We start from the raw sequence: 19,976 nt of genomic DNA, 5'->3' as shown, positions 1-19,976 counted from the left end.
TCACACCGGGGCGACTTCTGGACGGGGTGAGATGAGGAACGATCAACCGAGCCGGGTACGCGGAGACGACACCGTGCGGGCGGACGACGGACCCACGGTGGCGGTTGTCGCGTACACGACGGCTCTCGAGCGGACGATGATCGAGGAGTGGCTGCGCTCGGACGAGGTTCCCGCCGAGTACCGCACGCCGACCCACCCCGAGTCGCTCGATCTCGACTCGCGGGTGCTCGCCGAGGAGCTCGTGACCCGCACCGACGATCCGCTGATCCTGCCCGTGCGGGTCGTGTGGCTCCCGGCCGAGCGCGACGGTGCGCGGCGTGTCCGGTTCTCCGACGTCCTCGCCCTCACGAACCCGCGCAATCCGAATCTGTTGCTGCAGAAATGGCTCGTGCGCAAGGGCGCCGACCGCTACCGGATCGTCGTCGCGCAACCGGCCCGCCTGTCCGAACTGCGTGATGCGCTCAGGGTGGAGGGCGGTGACGGCGACGACGGGGCTCTCGCGCGGTACGTGACCCGCCGCGCCGTCGTCGCGCTCGAACGCGCCGAGCGAGCGGTGATCGGCGACCGCTACAAGGTCCCGCGGCTCGTCGCCGCCCAGATCATGGACTCGCCGATCTTCCGGCGCCGTCTCGACGAGATCGCCGCCGAGCACGGCCTCTCGCGTGCCGAGGTCGAGGCGCGGGCACGCAGGTCGCTCGACGAACTCGTGGCCGTGCAGTCACGACTGGTCACCGACCTGTTCTCGCAGGCGATGCGGCCGCTGCACTCGTCGGCGTGGACCGTGCACGCCGACGAGTCCGGTCTGCGTGCACTGCGCGAGTCCAACCGCCGGTATTCCCTGGTCTTCCTGCCCTCGCACCGGTCCTACGCCGATGCCTTCGTGCTGGGCGACATCCTGGCGGCGAACAACTTTCCCGGCAACCACATCATGGGCGGGGCCAACCTCACCTTCTGGCCGATCGGTCCCGTCGCCCGCCGCACCGGCACGGTGTTCATCCGGCGCAGCTTCGCCGACGACGACGTCTACAAGGCCGCGCTCGAGGAGTACTTCGCGTTCCTGCTGAGCAAGCGGTTCAACCTCGAGTGGTATTTCGAGGGTGGCCGGACCCGGACCGGCAAGCTCCGTCCCCCGCGTTACGGGCTGCTCAGTTACGTGGCCAACGCGATCCGCGGCGGACGGGTCGAGGACGCGATGCTGGTGCCGGTCTCGATCACCTACGAAGGGCTCGCCGAGGTCGCGGCGGTCGCCGCCGAACAGACCGGCGCGACGAAGAAGCCCGAAGGCCTGGGGTGGCTGGTGCGCTACGCCCGCAATCAGCGCAAGCGGGCCGGGAATGTGTACGTGCGGTTCGGCGATCCCGTGTCGATGCGCGAACTGCTGGTCTCCGGTGGGGATCCGGACCTGACCGCGCCGGCGCTGGCCGCCGACCCGGCCTCGGCGCCGACGGATTCCGAGGAGACACGGGCGCTGCGCCGCATGGCGCTGCAGAAGGTCGCCTTCGAGGTCGCGGTCGGCATCAACTGCAACACGCCGGTGACGGTGAACTGCCTGGTCACCCTGGCTCTGCTCGGTGTGGGCGACCGCTCGCTGACGCTCGAGGAGGTGCGGGCCGTGATCGCACCGGTCCGCCGCTATCTCGATCGCCGCGGTGTCCCGCAGGGCGGCCTGCACATCCTCGACGTCGAGGGTGGCCTCGAGGACGTGCTCTCGTCGCTCACCCACGCGGGCGTGGTGACCACCTACGCCGGCGGGGAGGAGCCGGTCTACTCGATCCAGCCGGGTCAGCATCTCGTCGCGGCGTTCTACCGCAACAGCGGTGTGCACTGGTTCGTCAACCGGTCGATCATGGAGCTGGCCATCCTCTACGCGCACGCCAATCCCGGCGACGATCCTGCGCGGGTGGCGTGGGAGGAGGCGAAGAACCTGCGCGACCTGCTGAAGTTCGAGTTCTTCTTCCCCGACCGCGACACCTTCGAGGTCCAGATGCGCGACGAGCTGGCCTGGCTCGTCCCGTCCTGGGGCGACACGCTGCCGACGAAGGACGAGGCCCTGACCGGTCTCGTCGAGACGGGCTTCTTCATGTCGCATCGCACGCTGCGGTCGTTCTTCGACGCGCAGCTCGTCGTCGCCGAGCGCCTCGCCGTCCGGGACCCGGAGCTCGAGGTCGACCGCGCCGCCTTCCTGTCGGAGTGTGTCGCGGTGGGCCGGCAGATGCTGCTGCAGCGCCGCCTGTACGGGCCGGAATCGGTGTCGTCGGAGTTGTTCGCGTCCGCGCTCGACCTGGCGCGCAATCGAGGATTGCTCGACCACGACGAGGACCCCGAGATCGTCCGCGAGCGCAGGAAGGTCTTCGCAACGGAGCTGTCGGAGTTGGCCCAGCGGGTCGCGCTGGCCGAGTCGCTCGACGTGTCGAACAGAAAGGTGGAACGGTGAACCTCGAGCAGGCCCTCGAACGGGTGCGCACGGGTCCGCAGGGACCCGAGGTGGCGGCCTTCTTCGATTTCGACGGCACCATCGTGCACGGCTTCTCCGGTGTCCACTTCTTCCGCGACCGGGTGCTCGCCGGGAAGGTCTCCGCATCCGAACTGGCCGCGACGATGATCAACGGGATCCGCGGGACGGAGACCGAGGAGGACTTCGAACGCTTCGTCGCGATCGCCTTCAAGGCGTGGCGCGGTCACAGCGAGGACGAGCTCTACGAGATCGGCCGCCGGTTGTTCATGACGACGATCGCGGGACACCTGTATCCGGAGGCGTGGCAGCTCATCGGCGCGCACCAGAACGCGGGCCACACGGTGGTGATCGCCTCGTCGGCGTCCCGCTACCAGATCCAGGCCGCCGGGGACGCGCTGGGCGTCGAGCACATCCTGTTCACCCCGCTCGAGGTCGAGAACGGTGTGCTCACCGGACGGGTCGACGGGAAATCGTTGTGGCGCAGCGGCAAAGCGGAGGCGGCACGCAATTTCGTCGAGACACACGGCATCGACGCCGAGGCCAGTTACACCTATTCCAACGGTGGTGAGGACGTGGAGTTCCTGGCCGTCGCCGGCAACCCCACCGCCACGAACCCCGATCGCGCTCTCACCCGCGTCGCCATCGAACGCGACTGGCCGATCATGCGGTTCCGGCCGCGCGGCACGCCGGGCGCCCGCGAACTCGTCCGCACCGCCGCCGCCTACGGCGGAATGTTCGGCTCGGTGTGGACGGGTCTCGGTCTCGGTCTGATCAACCGCAGCCGCAAGACCGCGCTGGACTCGATCATCAGCATCGGCACCGAGGTCTCCCTGGCCCTGGCCGGAGTGGACGTACGCATCGTCGGGGAAGCGAATGCGTGGGCGGCCCGGCCGGCGGTGTTCATCTTCAACCATCAGAGTCAGCTCGACCCGGTGGTGCTGGCCAAGGTCCTGAGGCAGGACTTCACGGGCGTGACGAAGAAGGAGATGGCCAACGACCCGTTGTTCGGGCCGCTCCTGCGGTTCGTCGGCGCCACCTTCGTCGACCGCACGAACACCGAGCGGGCGGTCGCGGCGCTCGGACCCGTCGTCGACACCCTTCGCGAGGGGACGTCGATCGTCATCGCCCCCGAGGGCACGCGCTCACTGACCCCGGCGATCGGCAGGTTCAAGAAGGGCGCCTTCCACATCGCGATGCAGGCCGGTGTGCCGATCGTGCCGGTCGTGATCCGCAACGCCGGCGAGATCCTGTGGAAGCACTCGACCCTGCTGCGCTCGGGCACCGTCGACGTGGCGGTGCTCGAACCGATCGACGTGAGCGAGTGGTCGCGGGAGAACCTCGGCGAGCATATCGCCGAAGTCGAGGACCTCTACCGCCGCACGCTGTCGAGCTGGCCCACCGACTAGATGACGAACGAGACCGTGACACCCGAGGAGCCGGACGACGACGGAGCCGACGAGAGCCCGCACGGTGAGAACGGGCCGCTCACCCCGAAGCGACGCCGGTATCTCAAGTGGATCGTCGGCGCGCTGCTCGTCGTGGTGCTCACCGTCGAGATCGTGCTCGTGTGGCCGGAGCTGTCCGACAGCGTCCGCGGCCTCGGGCACCTCCACTGGGGCTGGGTCGCGGCGGCGGTGTTCGCCTCGATGGCGGAGATGTCGACCTTCGCACGGGTGCAGCGGGCGTTGCTCTCCGCGGCCGGCGTGAAGGTCTCGCAACGGCAATCGCTTTCGGTGGCCCTGGCAGCGAACTCCATGAGCGTGACGCTGCCCGGCGGACCGGTGGTCGGGACGACCTTCACCTACCGGCAGATGCGGCACTGGGGCGCACCCCCGGTGGTGGCGACCTGGCAGCTGGTCATGGCCGGTCTCCTGCAGGCCGCCGGACTCGCACTGCTGGGCCTCGTCGGCGCTCTGCTCGTCGGCGCCAGCAACAACCCGTTCTCGCTGATCTTCTCGCTCGGCGGTCTGCTGCTGCTGGTCGTGCTCATCCAGTACGCGGCCGGCAACCCGGGTTCGTTCGAATCGATCGGCCTGATCGCCCTGAGAAGCCTGAACCGGCTGCGGAAGAAGCCCGAGCAGGCGGGTGCGCGGGCGTGGCGGAAGATCGTTGCCCAGTTGAGCGCGGTGCAACTCGATCGTCCACACGCGGCCCGCGCGTTCGGCTGGTCGCTGAGCAACTGGGTGTGCGACGGTGCGTGCCTGGCGTTCGCCGCGTACGCGGTCGGTGGCGCGCCGAGCCTGGCCGGTATCGCGGTCGCCTACGCTGCCGGCACCGCCACCAGCCGTGCCATCCCCCTGCTCCCCGCCGGTCTGGGTGTCATGGATGCCGTGCTCGTCCCGGCGCTCACCGCCTCCGGCATGACCGGCGCGCAGGCCCTGTCGGCGGTGGTCGTGTACCGGCTGATCAGTTTTGTGCTCGTCGCCGCGGTCGGCTGGGTCGTCTTCGCATTCCGCTACCGGAACGTCGGCGAGGAGGAGGACGAGGACGACGCTCCCCCGGACCTGCGGATCTGGGACGACGACTGAAGACGCCGACCCGAAAAGATCGCCTGCGTGCCGGTCGGGGCGCTAGCGTTGTCCTCCATCCGAATGAATGGAGGACGAGCTCCGTGGCACAGCACGAGGTCACACACAAACGGGAGGTCTGGTCGGGCCGGTCCGTGTTCATCATGGCCGCAATCGGTTCGGCGGTCGGACTCGGCAACATCTGGCGCTTCCCGTACATCGCTTACGAGAACGGTGGTGGCGCATTCCTGATCCCGTATCTGGTCGCGCTGCTGACCGCGGGTATCCCCCTTCTTCTGGTCGACTACGCGATCGGGCACAAGTTCCGCGGATCGCCGCCGCTGGCCTTCCGCAGACTGCGCCGCGGCGCCGAGTTCATCGGCTGGTGGCAGGTGCTGGTGTGCTTCGTCATCGGCGTGTACTACGCGGTGATCGTGGCTTGGGCCGCGCGGTACACCTTCTTCTCGATCACCGAGGCATGGGGCGACGATCCCGAAGGCTTCTTCATGAGTTCGTTCCTGAACCAGGACACCGATGCGACCTTCGGCCTGAGCTTCGTGCCGGGCGTCGCGTGGACGCTGCTGCTGGTCTGGATCGCGACGCTCGCGGTGCTCGCTCTCGGCGTCCAGCGCGGTATCGGCAACGCCAACCGGTTCTTCGTGCCGTTGCTGGTCCTGCTGTTCGGTGCGCTCGTCGTCCGGTCGCTGACCCTCGACGGCGCGACCACCGGTCTCGATGCGTTCTTCACCCCGAACTGGTCGGCGTTGACCGACACCGGGGTGTGGATCGCGGCGTACGCGCAGATCTTCTTCTCGCTGTCCGTCGCCTTCGGCATCATGGTGACCTACGCGTCGTACCTCAAGCGCAAGACGAACCTCACCGGTTCGGGTCTCGTGGTCGGGTTCTCGAACTCGAGCTTCGAGGTGCTCGCCGGCATCGGTGTCTTCTCCGCTCTCGGCTTCATGGCCCAGGCGCAAGGCGTCGAGGTCGGTGAGGTGGTCGCCGGCGGTATCGGTCTCGCCTTCATCGCCTTCCCGACGATCGTCTCGGAGATGCCCGGCGGCCCGCTCTTCGGTGTGCTGTTCTTCGGCTCGCTGGTCTTCGCCGGATTCACGTCGATGATCAGCATCATCCAGGTGACCGTTTCGGCCTTCCAGGACAAGACGGGCCTCGGCCGGGTGCCTGCCGTTCTCGCCATCGGTGGTGTGTCGGCGATCGTGTCGCTGCTGCTCTTCCCCACCACCACCGGCCTGAACACCCTCGACGTGGTGGACCGCTTCGCGAACCAGTTCGGCATCGTGGGTGTCGCCTTCGTGGCGCTCGTGGTGGTCGCGTGGATCTATCGTCGTCTGCCCGAACTCCGCGACCACCTCAACTCGGTGTCGTCGTTCAAGGTCGGCACGGGCTGGATGGTGTTCACGGGCATCATCACCCCGCTCGTCCTCGGCTACATGCTGTTCAGCGAGATCCGCGACCGTGTCCGCGACGGCTACGGCGGTCTTCCCGACAGCCTGGTCACGGCCTTCGGGTGGAGCGTGCAGGCCGGCGTGATCATCCTCGCCGTCCTCCTGACGTTCATCCCGTGGCGCAGGGGAATCGACGAGGAATACGAGCTGGACGAAAACCGTCCGCTCGCGTCCGCCCAGGCGCCTGCTTCGTCCGGCGATCCCTCGCCCGGACCCGACTCGTCCACCGGAGGTACCCGATGAGCACAGCGGCCGTCGCCATGATGATTCTCGCCCTCGTCACGCTGTGGGGCGGTCTCCTGCTGAGCATCCTGCATCTGCGAAAGCATCCGGACGATCCGGACTGATCATCTGCACAACCGACCCACATGGGTGTCGGTTCGGTAACACCGCGGGGCGGCGCTCTGGCCGGAGCGCCGCCCTTGTGGTCTCCTGGAACGGTCGTACTCTAAACCTCTACTTTAGAGTTAGGTAGAGCCCGTCCGGGTGTCACGACCCACAGGAGGAGAACCCCACATGAGCCGCAGACACCGCAATCGGATGCGTCGCATCTCGGCCGCCGCAGCCCTGACCGTCGCCGCAGGCCTGGCACTTCCCGCCGTCGCCGTCGCCGAACCCGCGCCCGCGGAGCCGGCAGCACCGGCGGAAGCGCCCGCCACGAGCCCGCTCGTGAGCTCGCTCGAAGCCCTCCGCGCGCTGCCCGGCGTCGATCCCACGACTCTCGCTGCTGCCGAAGCGATCGCGAACGCACGCGGAAGCGCTGTCGACGCGGCCGAAGCGACCCCGCTCGGCGCCTACGAGGACGGCATGGAGTTCCTGCGTCGCCTCGGCGTCGAACCGTTCCTCTACCCCACCGGCGCACCGTTCTGCACGGCCGACGGCGACCTGCCGCTGGGCACCGTGCCGGCCGTTGCGGGCGCTCTGCCCGGGCCGTGGCCGAACTCCGACATCCCGTTCGTGTCCGAGAACCTGAACGTCGTCTCCCCTGCCGAGACGCTCTTCGCCTTCGTCCCCGTCGGGCTCGAGGAGGACGCCGACACCTCGGGCATCCAGCTCGCGTGGTTCAACGTCAACACCTTCCAGGGCGGTTTCGTGCCGATGGGCACGCCGGAGGAGGCGGCCGCGGGCGCCATCCCGGCCGGGGTTCCCGAAGACCTGCGCGGGCTCGTCGAGCAGGCGATCACGACCTTCATCGCCGACACGCTGCCACTGGGCAGCGTGCGGGTCGCGCCGGTCGAGACCGGCTCGGGAACCGTGCTGGCAGCCGTTTTCGGCAACGTCCGGAACGGTGACGCACAGTGCTTCTTCCTGCCCACGATCGGCATCGTGGACGTGCCGGCCTGATCGAACCCCGAACTCGAACTGCGGCGGGTGGGCGTCAGCTCGCCCGCTGCAGTCGGTTCAGCCGGTCGAACACGAGTGTGACGGCGGTGTCCATGTGTGCGAGCACATCGTCGACCGACTGCCGGCCGGCCACCCACGCGACCAGCGCCGACATCCACACGTCGGCGATGATCCGCACGGCGTTGAGTACTTCTTCGGTGACGATGTCGATGCCCGCCGCCTGCGCGAACAGGCGCGTGAGCACCTCACCGAGACGGTCGAGTTCGGGCGCCGAGGACGCGTCGGCGAACATCGCCGCCCGGATGAGCGCGTCGTAGCGCAGCGGGTTCTCGGACAGCCGCGGCATCACCCCGCGCAGCACGCCCATGAGGCGCTCGGCGGCACTGCCGCCCGGGATCTCCGCGGTGGTCACGGCTTCGGCGGCGGTCTCGAATTCGAGTACGAGCGCCACGACGAGCAGGTGGTTCTTCGACGGGAAGTAGCGGTAGACCGTGCCGAGAGCGACACCGGATCGGTCTGCGACAGCCCGCATCTGCACGGCGTCGTAACCGCCCTCCGAGGCGAGCTCCTCGGCGGAGGCGATGATCCGCATGTACCGCGCCCGCTGCGCCGGCCGCAGGCCCGCACCGGGCGACCGGGTGGACCCGAGGGCCGGTCGCGAGGTCTGCGTCGACGCCGACTCCTCGCCCGCGGTCTCCGTCGTCGACTGCTCCGTCATCACGCCACCTTCCGTTCATGCCCGTTTCGAGGATAGTTCAGCGTGGTGCGCCTGCCTTTTCGTACCGCCGACCGGCCACAATCAGACAGGTGTCCGGAAATCTCTTCCCTCCGGATGTAGAACGCGTTACATTTTCTCCGTCACCGTCTGGAGAGGGGCTGCTGTGCGCCACGGAATCACCCTGTTCACGAGCGACCGGGGAATCCGGCCCGAAGTCGCTGCCTCGACCGCGGAGAGTCGCGGTTTCGACAGTTTCTATGTGCCCGAACACACTCACATCCCGATCCGTCGCGAATCCGCGCATCCGGGAACGGGCAACGAGACCCTTCCCGACGACCGCTATATGCGCACCCTCGATCCGTGGGTGGCGCTCGGACTCGCCGCCGCGGTGACGTCGACGATCAAGTTGGGCACCTCCGTCGCACTGCCCCTCGAGCACGACCCCATCACGCTCGCCAAGACCATCGCGAGCCTCGATCACCTTTCCGGCGGCCGGGTGAACTTCGGTGTCGGATTCGGTTGGAACGCCGAGGAACTCGCCGACCACGGCGTACCGCCGAAGAAGAAGCGCACCGCGATGCGCCAGTATCTCGAAGCGATGCAGGCGCTGTGGACCGAGGAAGAGGCCTCCTACGAGGGAGACTTCGTCGCGTTCGGGCCGAGCTGGGCGTGGCCGAAACCTGTGCAGCAGCCACGGCCCCCGATCTTCCTCGGCGCCGGTTCCACCGACCGCAACTTCGACTGGATCGTCCGCCACACCGACGGGTGGATCACCACACCCACGGAGAACAACGTCGTCGACAACGTCGCGCGCCTCCACAAGGCCTGGGCCGATGCCGGCCGTGCAGGGACTCCCGAGATCCTCGCCCTGGCAGGCCGTCACGACGCCGAGCAACTGAGGATCTGGGAGGACGCCGGGGTCACCGAGGTGATCTTCGGCCTGCCCGACCGTCCCCAGGACGACGTCGTCGCGTACATCGACCGACTCGCCTCGAAACTCGACCACTGATCACCGACCCGAACGGACCCCGATGAGCACCGATCTCCATCCCCTTCCCGCCGACAGCGTCTCCACCTGGGACCACGAAGCCGACGTCGTCGTCGCCGGTTACGGCATCGCCGGTGTCTCGGCGTCCATCGAGGCCGCCCGCGCCGGTGCCGACGTGCTCGTGCTCGAACGGACCGGCGGTTGGGGCGGTGCGGCCTCGCTGTCGGGTGGCATCGTCTACCTCGGCGGCGGCACCCCGCTGCAGAAGGCCCTCGGATTCGACGACTCGCCCGAGAACATGAAGGCGTTCATGCTCGCCGCGCTCGGGCCGGGCGCCGATGAAGCGAAGATCACCGAGTACTGCGAGGGCAGCGTCGAACACTACGAGTGGCTCGTGGACAACGGTGTGGTGTTCAAGGAGAGCTTCTGGGGCGAACCCGGGTGGGAGATCCCCGGTGACGACGGCCTGATGTACTCCGGCGGCGAGAACTCCGCGCCCTTCAACGAGATCGCCACGCCCGCCCCGCGCGGGCACGTCCCGCAGATGACCGACAAGCGCACCGGCGAGAAGGGCGGCGGGTACATGCTCATGCAGCCGCTCTCGCAGGTCGCCGAAAGCCTCGGTGTACGTGCCGAATACGACGTGCGGGTGCAGCGATTGATCGTCGACGGCGACGGACGCGTCGTGGGCCTGACGGCCAAGCAGTACGGCAAGGACGTCCACATCCGGGCCCGCCGCGGTGTCGTCCTCGCGACCGGCAGTTTCGCGTACAACAAGGAGATGGTCGAGTCGTACGCGCCGCAGCTCAGCGGCCGCCCGGGTGCGGCGATCGAGGAGCACGACGGCCGCGCGATCCGCATGGCGCAGGCGCTCGGCGCCGATCTCGCGCACATGGACGCCACCGAGGTCGCCTTCTTCGGCGACCCGCAGTTGATGGCCCGCGGCATCCTCGTCAACGGCCGCGGTCAGCGGTACGTCCCCGAGGACACCTATCCGGGTCGTATCGGTCAGCTCACGCTGCTGAAGAACGACAACCAGGCCTATCTGATCATCGACGAACAGGCGTACGAGGAGGGTTGTGCGGCAACGAGTTCGACGCCCTTCTTCCGGTTCCGTCCGAAGTGGGTCGCGGAGACCGTCGCCGAACTCGAATCCGACATGGAGCTGCCGGTGGGGACGTTGCAGGCGACCGTCGAGGTCTACAACAGGCACGCCGAGAACGGCAGCGATCCGGTGCTGGGCAAGAAGAGCGAGTGGGTCAAGCCCATCGGCAGCCCGATCGCGGCGCTCGATCTCCGCAACTGCACAGCAGGTTTCACGCTCGGCGGCCTGCGCACCTCGGTGAACTCGGAGGTGCTGCACGTGTCCGGCGATCCGATCCCCGGCCTGTTCGCCGCGGGTCGCTGCACGTCGGGCGTGTGCGCCTGGGGGTATGCGAGCGGCACCTCGCTGGGCGACGGAAGCTTCTTCGGGCGTCGCGCCGGTCTGTCGGCCGCGAAGGGCTGAGACCGAAGGGGTGGTTCCGGTGGCCGAGCCACCGGAACCACCCGTCAGGTCAGAACACGCGGTCCAGGTCGCGCGAGACGATGTGGTCGGCGCCGTACTCGGCGAGCGCCGCGATCGTCATGGACGGATTGCACGCCCCGGTCGACCCCGGGATCTTGGCGCCGTCCACCACGTACAGGCCGGGCTGGCCGTGCACGCGACCCACGTCGTCGCACACCACCCCGAACGGCGCACCACCGAGCGGATGGAAGGTGTTGATGTCGACGGCGTTGACGTCGATGACGATCGCGGCCGGTCCCGCGATCCGCCGGATGCGGGCCTCGATCGCACGGGTGAGTTCCCGATCGTAGGCCTGATCCCAGTTCAGGACCGCATCGTCGCGGCCGGCGTCGTAGTGCCAGACTCCCCGGCCGTCGACGATCCCCAGACCGATCATCGTCGTCGTTCCCACATCGACGGGGAACGGCACCGGACCGGTGACGATCATCAACGGTCCGGCGGGGTCGGTGTAGTCGCGCATACCCACACAGGCGGGCCCGCCCTGATGGTCGCCGGGGCTGACGAGCGGACTCGTCACGGCGAACACCCGGTCACCGTTGTTGCCCCATCCCGTTCCGACGCCGTCGGGAAGATCGGGGACGAGTCCCTTCGCCTTCGCCTTCACGAGAAGACGGGTCGTGCCGGCCGATCCGCCGCCGAGAAACAACGCCGGTGTGATGATCCGCTTGCGTTCGAGAACCGTTCCGTCCGTGTGGATCCGGTCCACGTGCACGATCCAGGTGCCGTCCGGTGCCCGCTCGATGTCGTCGACCCGGTGCAGCGGCGCGACCGTGACGTGCCCCGTGCGTTCGGCTTCGGCGAGATAGGTGACGTCGACCGAGAACTTACCGCCGTTGTTGACTCCGTAGATGACGTCGCCGGTCGTGTAGGACGGTTTCAGTTCCCCGGTCAGCTCCCGTCGCGCGAAGTCCCAGTCGATGCACATCGGCACCCTGAACGTGTCGTAGCCCTCCGAACCTGCACGGTCCAGGAACTGGCGTGAGGAACGGTACCGATCGTGGTCGAGCAGATCGTCCGGGATGGTCGCGACCTGCAGCATCCCCGCCACCCGCCGATAGTGGTCGGAGGCCAGCAGCTCGTAATCGATACGCGAGGACACCGAATCGGAGAATCGCTGCCCGTCGGGCTGCACGGTCATGCCGTGATAGGCCAGCGAACTCCCGCCGACCCCCGCGCCGCACATGACGTCCATACCGTTCCCCGGAACCCGTTCGATGAGCCCGGTGAACGGTTCGGTCGGGATCGGCGGAGTACCGGTCATCACCGGGGCGGACGACAACCACGACATCCGCCGGTCCGGTTGCAGCATGTGAGGGAACGTCTCGGCGTTCGGTCCCGTGGGCCAGCGGATGCCCCGTTCGAGGACCAGCGTCTGCACACCGGCCCGGCCGAGATGCAGCGCGGTGATCGCACCGCCGAATCCGCTGCCCACGACGACCGCCCGATGGCGCTCCTGGGTGACCTCGGCGCGTGCGCGTGGGATCGGGGACAACGACAACGCGGCAACAGCCGCACCGCCGACGACGGTTCCCCGCAGGAAGGTACGGCGGGACAGCGCAGTATTCACGAATGGCTCTCCTGGAGCGTGGTCAGACAACCGTGAGCGGGAGGGGGATACCCCGATCCTCGAAGACGAAGGACGAACCCGTGCTGAAGCGGGTGATGGCGACCTCGTCGCACTCGTTCGCCGGGGATTCGGCACGGAACACCTCGACGACCAGCGCCTCTTCGGTCTCGGAGACCAGGCGGGTGGTGAAGTGCGGATCCACACCACGCACCAGGGCGTCGAGCGGACCGAGGTGTTCGGGGTCGATCAGGGTGGGCCAGGACCCGTCGTCGAAGGCGCCACCTCGCCGGTTGATCCGGAGACCCAGCGCGTCGTCGTCGAAACAGATCACCCGATCGACGTACCGGTGCGGTGCCAGCAGCGGATGCACGTCGAGTACCGCGGCCAGGCCGGCGAACGAGCGCGGCAGTCCCAGCACGGTACGGATGCGCTCGGACGTGATGCCGGCGATGCCGGTGAGCTGCTTACGGGTCAGCTCGATCGCGGACTGCTCGTCGGTCCGCTTGCGCACACTCATGAGGAAGCCGAGAGCGAGCAGGTGATGTTGCAGGCACACCTCTTCGGCGATGCGTACCAGGGCCGACTTCGAGAACTCGTCGAACCGGAGGTCTGCGAGGAGAGGTCCCGAATAGTCGTGTCTCCCTTCACCGTCCCGGTCGATCGGACTCAGCTCGAGTGCCACGGCCGCGGTCCGGCCGAGCGCTTCGGTGTGTGGTTCGACAGCCGGTGGTTCGTACGACGCGTCGATCGTGACCGTCCATGCGCAGTGCGGGTGCCGATCGGCCGGCGCGCGGGGCGGCCGATGGATCGGCCGCACCCTCGCGTGCGGATTGGTGGCGAGGGCGGTGGCGTCGAAGGTCGGGTCCTCGATGTCGTGGCACATCGCGGTCACGTAGGCGTCGCCGAGCGGCTCGACGTCCATCAGTGCCCCGCAGTGGTCGAGCCAGAATTCGCCGTGGTCGCGGTCGTGGACGCGATAGCGGAAGTCCATGAACTGCGGGGGCGCCCCGATGTCGAGTTGCATGCCCTTGAAGATGGTGACGACGTCGTCGCCCTCGAACTTCAGGGCACGCTGCATGCGGCGCGTGTACCACGGCGAGGACGCCTGCCATTCCTCGATGGCCACCTCCGCCATGCCCTCCCGACCGAACGCCGAGATCAGATGTGCCATCCCCGAACGGTCGATGAGCTGACCGCACAGCAACAGTTCGGGGACGAGCACGGCGAGGTCGGTGCGGGAGAGCGCGGCGAACGATCCGCCGGTGTCCACAGCGGTCACCACAACGGGACCGGCGACTCGCCGACCCGGTACCAGCCGGGAAGCCGCTTCTTCCCCGTCGATCGCTCGATCCGCTTCTGCATACCGTCGGACAGCGCATTCGCCGTGATCATCTCGAGGAACAGGTGCGAGACGTTGCCGAAGTCGAAGAAGTCGCGCTGCCACGACCACTGGAAGTTGCCGCCGTACCGGAACCAGCTCCCGCCGATACCGTGCACGGAGTAGTGCTCACCGTTCTCACGGGTCCTGTCGGCGACCTGCTTCCAGAAGCCGATCACGTCGCCGGAGCGTTCGTCGACGACGAACTGCTGGTAGGGATACTGCCAGCCTTCGAGCCCGTCCATCTCCTGGCCCAGTGCGAGATCGCGGATCTCCTCGCGGCCCACGGCCATGAACTCGTCCTTCGGACCGTAGTTCCAGCCGTAGGTGGCGTCCTCGGTGTACATGTCGGCCAAAGGCTTCCAATCGCCTTCGGCCTCGGCCCGCTTGTTGGCGTCGACCCAGCGGGTGATCATCTCGTCGAGCTCGGCACGATCGAACGTGGCCATCCTGTCTCCTGGTCCTCAGTCTTCGACGATGCGAAGGGCTTGGGTGGGGCAGTACTTCACAGCTGCTCGTACGTCGGCATGCATCTCCTCCGGCACCGGATTGAGGAGGATCTCCACCTCACCCCGTTTGGCGACGGAGAAGACGTCCGGGGCTTCCATCGAGCACATCGCGTGTCCCTGACACAGATCGAGATCTGCTTCGATCCTCATCCGAACCTCACTCCTGCGTCGCCGTGCCGGTGTCCGACGCCGCCCGGGTGCGTCGTCGGTACCGCACAGCACACGGCTGTTCGAGTTGGACCACCATCTTGGAGTGGTCGTTGCGATAGGTCTCGGGCGGCTGGGACAGTTCGAACTCGAAGTCGCGCAGCAGAACCGAGAATATCGCCTTCAGCTGCATGAGCGCGAACGCCGCTCCCACACAGCGGTGCCGGCCGGCCCCGAACGGGATCCAGGTCCACCGGTTGACGATGTCCTCCTGGTTCGGGTCGATGTAGCGGCCGGGATCGAAGGCATCGGGATCCGGGAAGTCCTCCGGGATGCGGTTGGAGATCGCCGGTGTCGCACCGACGAGATCGCCCTCCGAGATCCGATAGCCGGCGACCTCGAAGTCGTCGCGCGCGACCCGAAGGAGCAGGATCAGCGGCGGATGCAGGCGCAGCGTCTCCTTGAGGACCGCTTCGAGCACCGGGATCTGCCGCAGCGCATGGAAACTCACACTCTCGCCGTCGGAGTAGAGGACGTCGAGTTCGGCGGTGACCTGCTGCATGTACTCGGGGTTGCGCAGCAGTTCGATGAGCGCCCAGGCCGCCGTGCCCGAGGTGGTGTGGTGGCCGGCGAACATCATCGAGATGAAGATGCCGGTGATCTCGTCGGCGCTGAAACGTTCCTTGTCGTCCTCGTCCTTGATGGAGACGAGGACGTCGAGCATGTCGCGGTCCTCCTTGCCCTGCGGCGGGTTCGCGATGCGCCCGTCCATGATCTCCTGCACGAGGGCCACGAGTCCGCGGCGGGCCTCGTCGCGTCGCCGGAAACTCTCGATCGGCGCGTAGGGATCGACGAAGGCCAGGGCGTCGGTGCCCTTCTCGAGGTCGTGGTAGAGGTGGGCGAATCGTCCGTCGAGCTGGTCGCGGAACTTCTTGCCGATCAGGCAGGCCGACGACGTGTAGATGGTCAGCTCGGCGAAGAACTCGAGCAGGTCGATCTCGCCTTCGTCGCCCCAGCCGGCGACCATGTCCTGCACCTCGCGGTCGATGGTCGCGGCGTGGCCGCGCATCTGTTCGCCGCGCAGCGCCGAATTGTGCAGCATCTCCTTGCGGCGCTCGGGGCTGGCGTCGAAGACGACGCCCTCGCCGAAGACCGGCTTCATGAACGGATAGGCGGCCTGCTGGTCGAGATCCTCGTCCGCAGCCCGGAAGAAGAACTCGTTGGCCTCTGCACCGGAGAGGAGTACGACCTTCTTGTCGGCGAGCTGGAAGACCCCGACGTCGCCGCACTCCTCACGCACCCGGCGCATGAGCGCGATGGGATCGGTGCGCAGTTCCTCGAGGTGGCCGTGTTCGTGTTCGCCGCCGGACACACGCCGGGGTTCGACGAGTGTGGTCATGGATTGTCCTTCCGCAGGGGTGCTTCGGGTTGAACCTCGATGAGCACGATGTGGGCGCCGCGGGGGGCCGAGACGACCGAGAGCGCGGCCGCGGCGATGTCGGATGCACGAAGGAAGTAGGGGTGTCGCGCGAATCCCCATGTGCCCCAGTCCTCGAGCATCGGTTCGAGCACCTCGGCCGGCGCGGTCATGCCGGCGCCGGTCTGTGTCGGTCCGGGACGCACGACCGACGCGCGGACTCCCGTGCCCTCGAGTTCCATCCGCATCTCGCGGACGAGCGCTTCGAGGCCGGTCTTGGCGGCGTTGTAGGCACCCATCCACGGCCGGGGCAGCACGGCACAGTCGGATCCGATCACGACGAAGTCGCCGCGCTTGCGTTCGATCATGCCGGGCAGCGCGCGGTGGGCCAGGCGTTGCGTGCCCATCAGGTGCACGTTGACCTGGAAGGCGAACCGATCGGGGTCCATCTCGTGCGGCAACGCGAAATCCATGTCGCCCGCGCCCGAGACGACGATCTCCGCGGGGCCCAGAGCCTCTTCCGCTGCGGTGACGAACTCGTCGACGGACTCGGTGGACGACACGTCGAGGAAGTGGGCGAAGGCCTCGCCGCCCTCACCGCGGATCTTCTCCGCGATCGCCGCGCACTCCTCCACGCGGCGCGCACCGAGTGCGACGGGGTGTCCGGCCTCGGCGAGCGCGTAGGCGGTGGCGGTACCGATTCCCGAGGAGGCCCCGGCGACCAGCGCGGGACGACGTTCGGGGTGGGGTTCGAATCTAGGCATGTCGTTCGGTGACCTCTACAGGAAGGGCCGCGAAGCCTCGGACATTGGTGGAATGGACACGTTCGCAGCGGTCCTCGTCGATCTCGTAGTCGGCGACGCGCCGGGCGAACTGTTCGAGCGCGATGTTCGCCTCGAGGCGGGCCAGGTGCGCACCGAGGCAGAAGTGGACTCCCCCACCGAAACTGGCGATCCTCTGGGAGCTGTCCCGTCCGATGCGGAAGTCGTCGGCGGCGTCGAATACGTCGGAATCGCGGTTGGCGGATCCGATGAGCAGCAGTACCTTGTCGCCGGACCGGATGGTGGCGTCGTGCAGTTCGATGTCGGCGACGGCGGTGCGGGCGACGATCTGGCTCGAAGTGTCGTAGCGCAGGGTCTCCTCCGTCCACTGCGGTGCGCGGACGGGATCGTGGAGGACCTGCGCCACCTCGGACTTGTTGTGCGCGCCCCAGTAGAGGGCGTTGCCGAGCAGTTTCGTGGTGGTCTCGTTGCCCGCGACCACCATGAGGAACATGAAGCCGATGATCTCGTCGTCGGTGAGCCGGTCGCCGTCGATCTCGGCTTCCAGCAACGCCGACGTGAGGTCGGAGGTCTCCTTCTTCCGGCGTTCGGCGAGCATGTCGGCGTAATAACCGACGAGGTGCAGCGATGCCTCCATCGCGGCGACCGGCACGTCGAGCACGCCCTCCTCGCGGTGGACGACGAGATCGGCGAGACGGCGGATCTCGCTGCGGTCGGATTCGGGCACACCCATCAGTTCGGAGATCACGTCCATGGGCAGCTTGCCCGCGAACTCCGAGATCCAGTCGAATTCCCCTGCCTCCACAGCGGGTTCGAGGTAGCGCAGCGTCAGTTCGAGGATGCGCTCTTCGAGGTCGGCGACGCGGCGCGGAGTGAACCCCTTGGAGACGAGGCGGCGCATGCGCATGTGCCGCGGGTCGTCCATGGCGAGGAAGGACATCACCTTGTGGGCGTTGGGCCCGTAGGCGGACGGATCGAGCGAGACACCGTTGGCGCTCGAGAGGCGAGTGTTGTCGCGGAAGGCCGCGACGACGTCGGCGTGGCGGGACAGGGCCCAGAATCCGAGGTCGGGGTTGTGGTAGGCCGGGTCCTCCTCACGGAGGCGGCGGTAGGTGGGATACGGATCTTCGTGGAAGGCGTAGTCGTACGGGTTGAAGATCACGGGGCCGAGCGTCGGTGGATCGGGCGAAGCGGGCCCTGCGTGCGACGCGGAGCCCGGGGATGCCTGGATCATGGATCACTCCAATAGAAGTCGGGCGGATGTCTCCAGCCTGTCGGCGAGTTTCTCGTAGGTGCCGTAGCCCATGCCGGCCCGGACGAGCGCGCCGGCGTAGAGCAGTTCGAGTGCTTCGAGTTCGTCCGGATCGGAGTCGGCGCCGAGCGCTGCCGAGATCCGGTGACGGATGTCGAGTCCGATGCGCGCACGCAGGTGTTCGACATCGGGGTCGTGACCGAGCAGTGCACTGGTGACGGCGGCGGCGAGTTCGGGTTCGTCGGCCAGCAGCAGCGCGATTCCCCTCAGCACCGCGACCACCCGATCGGCACGGCTCGTGCTCTCGGCGTCGGCCGTGGGAGCGTTGGCCAAGCGACGCCAGAACACCTCGGCGACGAGGTGTTCCTTGGACGAGAAGTAGGTGTAGGCGGTGGCCGGGGCGACTCCGGCGCGGGCGGCGACCATACGCACCGTCAACCCCGTGAAGCCCTCCTCGCGGAGCACCTCGACCGCAGCCTGCGTGAGCCTCGCAACCGTGTCGGCCTGCTTCTCGGTCAGGCGACGGCGGGTCGATTCGAGATTCACGTTTCTGGACACGTGTCTGGACATTACTACGGTCGGAGGGGGTCGGCAATGCCCGCGTCGCGTTCATTCGACGAATTCAGTGCTCTCGTGGGTGGATACGGACGGGCATGGACTTGATGCCGTTGATGAAGTTCGACCGCAACCGCCGCGGTTCGCCGGCCGGCTCGACCCGGTCGATACGGGCGGCGAGGGTCTCGAACATGATCCGCAGTTCGAGTCGCGCCAGATGCGCCCCGAGGCAGAAGTGCACACCCGTCCCGCCGAAGGCGACGTGCGGATTGTGCTCGCGCCCGATGTCGAAGACGTGCGCGTCGTCGAAGATCTCCTCGTCGCGGTTCGCACTCGGGTAGTACATGATCACCTTGTCACCCCGTTCGACCTGCTGGTCGCCGATCGAGGCCGGACAGGTGGGCGTGCGGCGGAAGCCCACCACGGGCGTGACCCAGCGCAGAACCTCCTCCACGGCGCTGTCGATCAGGCCGGGATCGTCCTGCAGCCTGCGCCATTGTTCGGGATGATCGACGAAGGCCTGCATCCCGCCCGAGATCGCGTTGCGCGTCGTCTCGTTGCCCGCGATGACGAGCAGGACGAAGAACATGTCGAACTCCATCTCGGAGAGCGTGTCGCCGTTCTCGTCGGGACACACCAGCTTCGAGACGATGTCGTCGTGCGGTTCGGCTCGCCGTTGCGCGGCGATCTCGTTGGCGTACAGGAAGATCTCGGCGGCGGCGAGTTCGCCGTCCTCCTGGGTGGTGCCGTATTCGGGGTCGTCCCAGCCGATCATGCGGTTCGACCAGTCGTACAGCTTCCCGACGTCCTCGGCCGGTGCGCCGAGCAGCGCTGCGATCACCTCCAGCGGCAGGGGTGCCGAGATCGCCGGGACGAAGTCGATCACCGCGCCGTCGCGTGCAGCCTCGATCGCTGCGTCGACGGTGCGTTCACACGTCTGCCGGATACGCTCCTCGAGCGTCTTCACCATGCGGGGGGTGAAACCTCGGCTGACGAGTTGCCGCAGGCGGGTGTGCTCCGGCGGGTCGAGATTGAGCAGCATGGACGCCTGTTTCAGGCGTGTCTCCTCGTCGAAATCGTCGATCTGGGTGGTTCCGAGCGCCGAGGAGAAGGTCGTGCTGTCGCGGGAGACCGCGATGACATCGGCGTGCCGGGTGACGGCCCAGAAGCCCGCGGTGCCCTCCTCGGGTTGGCGGTGGACCGGACAGGTGCGCCGGAGTTCGGAGAAGTAGTCGTGCGGGACCCCCTGGGTGAAGACGTCGGGATTCTTGAGATCTGTGGGTGAAGTCGTCATGAAGCCGCTCTCGTGGGATTGTACGAATGG

The 19,976-nt window shown here is 67.6% G+C and carries 18 protein-coding genes; 8 read left to right on the top strand and 10 right to left on the bottom strand.

Annotation, left to right across the window (positions count from 1 at the left end; genetic code table 11):
* Positions 1-31 precede the first annotated feature (31 nt).
* The 6 genes from ACPCXD_RS10325 to ACPCXD_RS10300 all read left to right on the top strand — a co-directional run bounded on the left by ACPCXD_RS10325 (position 32) and on the right by ACPCXD_RS10300 (position 7,772).
* Positions 32-2,434, top strand: a complete 2,403-nt coding sequence (locus ACPCXD_RS10325; protein WP_423659432.1) for a glycerol-3-phosphate 1-O-acyltransferase — start codon at positions 32-34, stop codon at positions 2,432-2,434.
* Complete coding sequence (locus tag ACPCXD_RS10320; RefSeq protein WP_423659430.1) at positions 2,431-3,861, top strand: HAD-IB family hydrolase; 1,431 nt, start codon at positions 2,431-2,433, stop codon at positions 3,859-3,861. The genes ACPCXD_RS10325 and ACPCXD_RS10320 overlap by 4 nt, the downstream gene beginning before the upstream one ends.
* Complete coding sequence (locus ACPCXD_RS10315) at positions 3,862-4,983, top strand: lysylphosphatidylglycerol synthase transmembrane domain-containing protein (protein ID WP_423659428.1); 1,122 nt, start codon at positions 3,862-3,864, stop codon at positions 4,981-4,983.
* 83 nt (positions 4,984-5,066) lie between these two features.
* A complete protein-coding gene (locus tag ACPCXD_RS10310) occupies positions 5,067-6,671 on the top strand; it encodes a sodium-dependent transporter (RefSeq protein ID WP_160873759.1) in 1,605 nt (534 codons plus the stop codon).
* Positions 6,668-6,775 (top strand): methionine/alanine import family NSS transporter small subunit, encoded by a 108-nt coding sequence (locus ACPCXD_RS10305; protein ID WP_006551747.1) that lies wholly within the window; start codon positions 6,668-6,670, stop codon positions 6,773-6,775. The genes ACPCXD_RS10310 and ACPCXD_RS10305 overlap by 4 nt, the downstream gene beginning before the upstream one ends.
* A gap of 169 nt (positions 6,776-6,944) precedes the next feature.
* Positions 6,945-7,772 (top strand): hypothetical protein, encoded by an 828-nt coding sequence (locus ACPCXD_RS10300; protein ID WP_423659426.1) that lies wholly within the window; start codon positions 6,945-6,947, stop codon positions 7,770-7,772.
* 34 nt (positions 7,773-7,806) lie between these two features.
* Here ACPCXD_RS10300 and ACPCXD_RS10295 read toward each other — a convergent pair whose 3' ends face one another.
* Complete coding sequence (locus tag ACPCXD_RS10295; protein ID WP_120281497.1) at positions 7,807-8,490, bottom strand: TetR family transcriptional regulator; 684 nt, start codon at positions 8,488-8,490, stop codon at positions 7,807-7,809.
* A 163-nt stretch (positions 8,491-8,653) separates the two neighbouring features.
* On the opposite strand from ACPCXD_RS10295, the gene ACPCXD_RS10290 reads away from it, so the two are divergent.
* Positions 8,654-9,499, top strand: a complete 846-nt coding sequence (locus ACPCXD_RS10290) for an LLM class F420-dependent oxidoreductase (RefSeq protein ID WP_418345381.1) — start codon at positions 8,654-8,656, stop codon at positions 9,497-9,499.
* 22 nt (positions 9,500-9,521) lie between these two features.
* Complete coding sequence (locus ACPCXD_RS10285; RefSeq protein ID WP_159416650.1) at positions 9,522-10,985, top strand: FAD-dependent oxidoreductase; 1,464 nt, start codon at positions 9,522-9,524, stop codon at positions 10,983-10,985.
* A 49-nt stretch (positions 10,986-11,034) separates the two neighbouring features.
* Here ACPCXD_RS10285 and ACPCXD_RS10280 read toward each other — a convergent pair whose 3' ends face one another.
* From ACPCXD_RS10280 to ACPCXD_RS10240, 9 genes are all read right to left on the bottom strand, one after another.
* Positions 11,035-12,612, bottom strand: coding sequence for a GMC oxidoreductase (locus ACPCXD_RS10280; RefSeq protein ID WP_145691341.1), 1,578 nt, complete (start codon positions 12,610-12,612; stop codon positions 11,035-11,037).
* A gap of 22 nt (positions 12,613-12,634) precedes the next feature.
* The gene (locus ACPCXD_RS10275) at positions 12,635-13,894 is read right to left on the bottom strand and encodes a hypothetical protein (protein WP_423659424.1); all 1,260 of its coding nucleotides are present in this window, start codon (positions 13,892-13,894) and stop codon (positions 12,635-12,637) included.
* Positions 13,888-14,439: a Cif family virulence factor gene (locus ACPCXD_RS10270; RefSeq protein WP_016693017.1), complete on the bottom strand. Its 552-nt coding sequence runs from the start codon at positions 14,437-14,439 to the stop codon at positions 13,888-13,890. The genes ACPCXD_RS10275 and ACPCXD_RS10270 overlap by 7 nt, the downstream gene beginning before the upstream one ends.
* A 15-nt stretch (positions 14,440-14,454) precedes the next feature.
* Complete coding sequence (locus ACPCXD_RS10265) at positions 14,455-14,649, bottom strand: ferredoxin (protein WP_423659422.1); 195 nt, start codon at positions 14,647-14,649, stop codon at positions 14,455-14,457.
* A gap of 7 nt (positions 14,650-14,656) precedes the next feature.
* Positions 14,657-16,045, bottom strand: a complete 1,389-nt coding sequence (cyp51, locus tag ACPCXD_RS10260) for a lanosterol 14-alpha demethylase (protein ID WP_088897857.1) — start codon at positions 16,043-16,045, stop codon at positions 14,657-14,659.
* On the bottom strand, positions 16,042-16,827 hold the full coding sequence (locus ACPCXD_RS10255) for an SDR family oxidoreductase (protein WP_145691345.1): 786 nt from the start codon (positions 16,825-16,827) through the stop codon (positions 16,042-16,044). Before ACPCXD_RS10255 ends, cyp51 begins: the two co-directional genes overlap by 4 nt.
* Complete coding sequence (locus tag ACPCXD_RS10250; RefSeq protein ID WP_423659465.1) at positions 16,820-18,007, bottom strand: cytochrome P450; 1,188 nt, start codon at positions 18,005-18,007, stop codon at positions 16,820-16,822. The genes ACPCXD_RS10255 and ACPCXD_RS10250 overlap by 8 nt, the downstream gene beginning before the upstream one ends.
* A 75-nt stretch (positions 18,008-18,082) precedes the next feature.
* Positions 18,083-18,643, bottom strand: coding sequence for a TetR/AcrR family transcriptional regulator (locus ACPCXD_RS10245; RefSeq protein ID WP_016693012.1), 561 nt, complete (start codon positions 18,641-18,643; stop codon positions 18,083-18,085).
* A 76-nt stretch (positions 18,644-18,719) separates the two neighbouring features.
* Positions 18,720-19,946: a cytochrome P450 gene (locus ACPCXD_RS10240; protein ID WP_088897455.1), complete on the bottom strand. Its 1,227-nt coding sequence runs from the start codon at positions 19,944-19,946 to the stop codon at positions 18,720-18,722.
* Positions 19,947-19,976 lie beyond the last annotated feature (30 nt).

It is taken from the genome of Rhodococcus sp. AB351, from assembly GCF_049538275.1.
In the GTDB taxonomy this organism is placed as follows: domain Bacteria; phylum Actinomycetota; class Actinomycetes; order Mycobacteriales; family Mycobacteriaceae; genus Rhodococcus.
The sequence above is the reverse complement of the archived record's forward strand: the minus strand, read 5'-3'. Positions and strand labels throughout refer to the sequence as shown.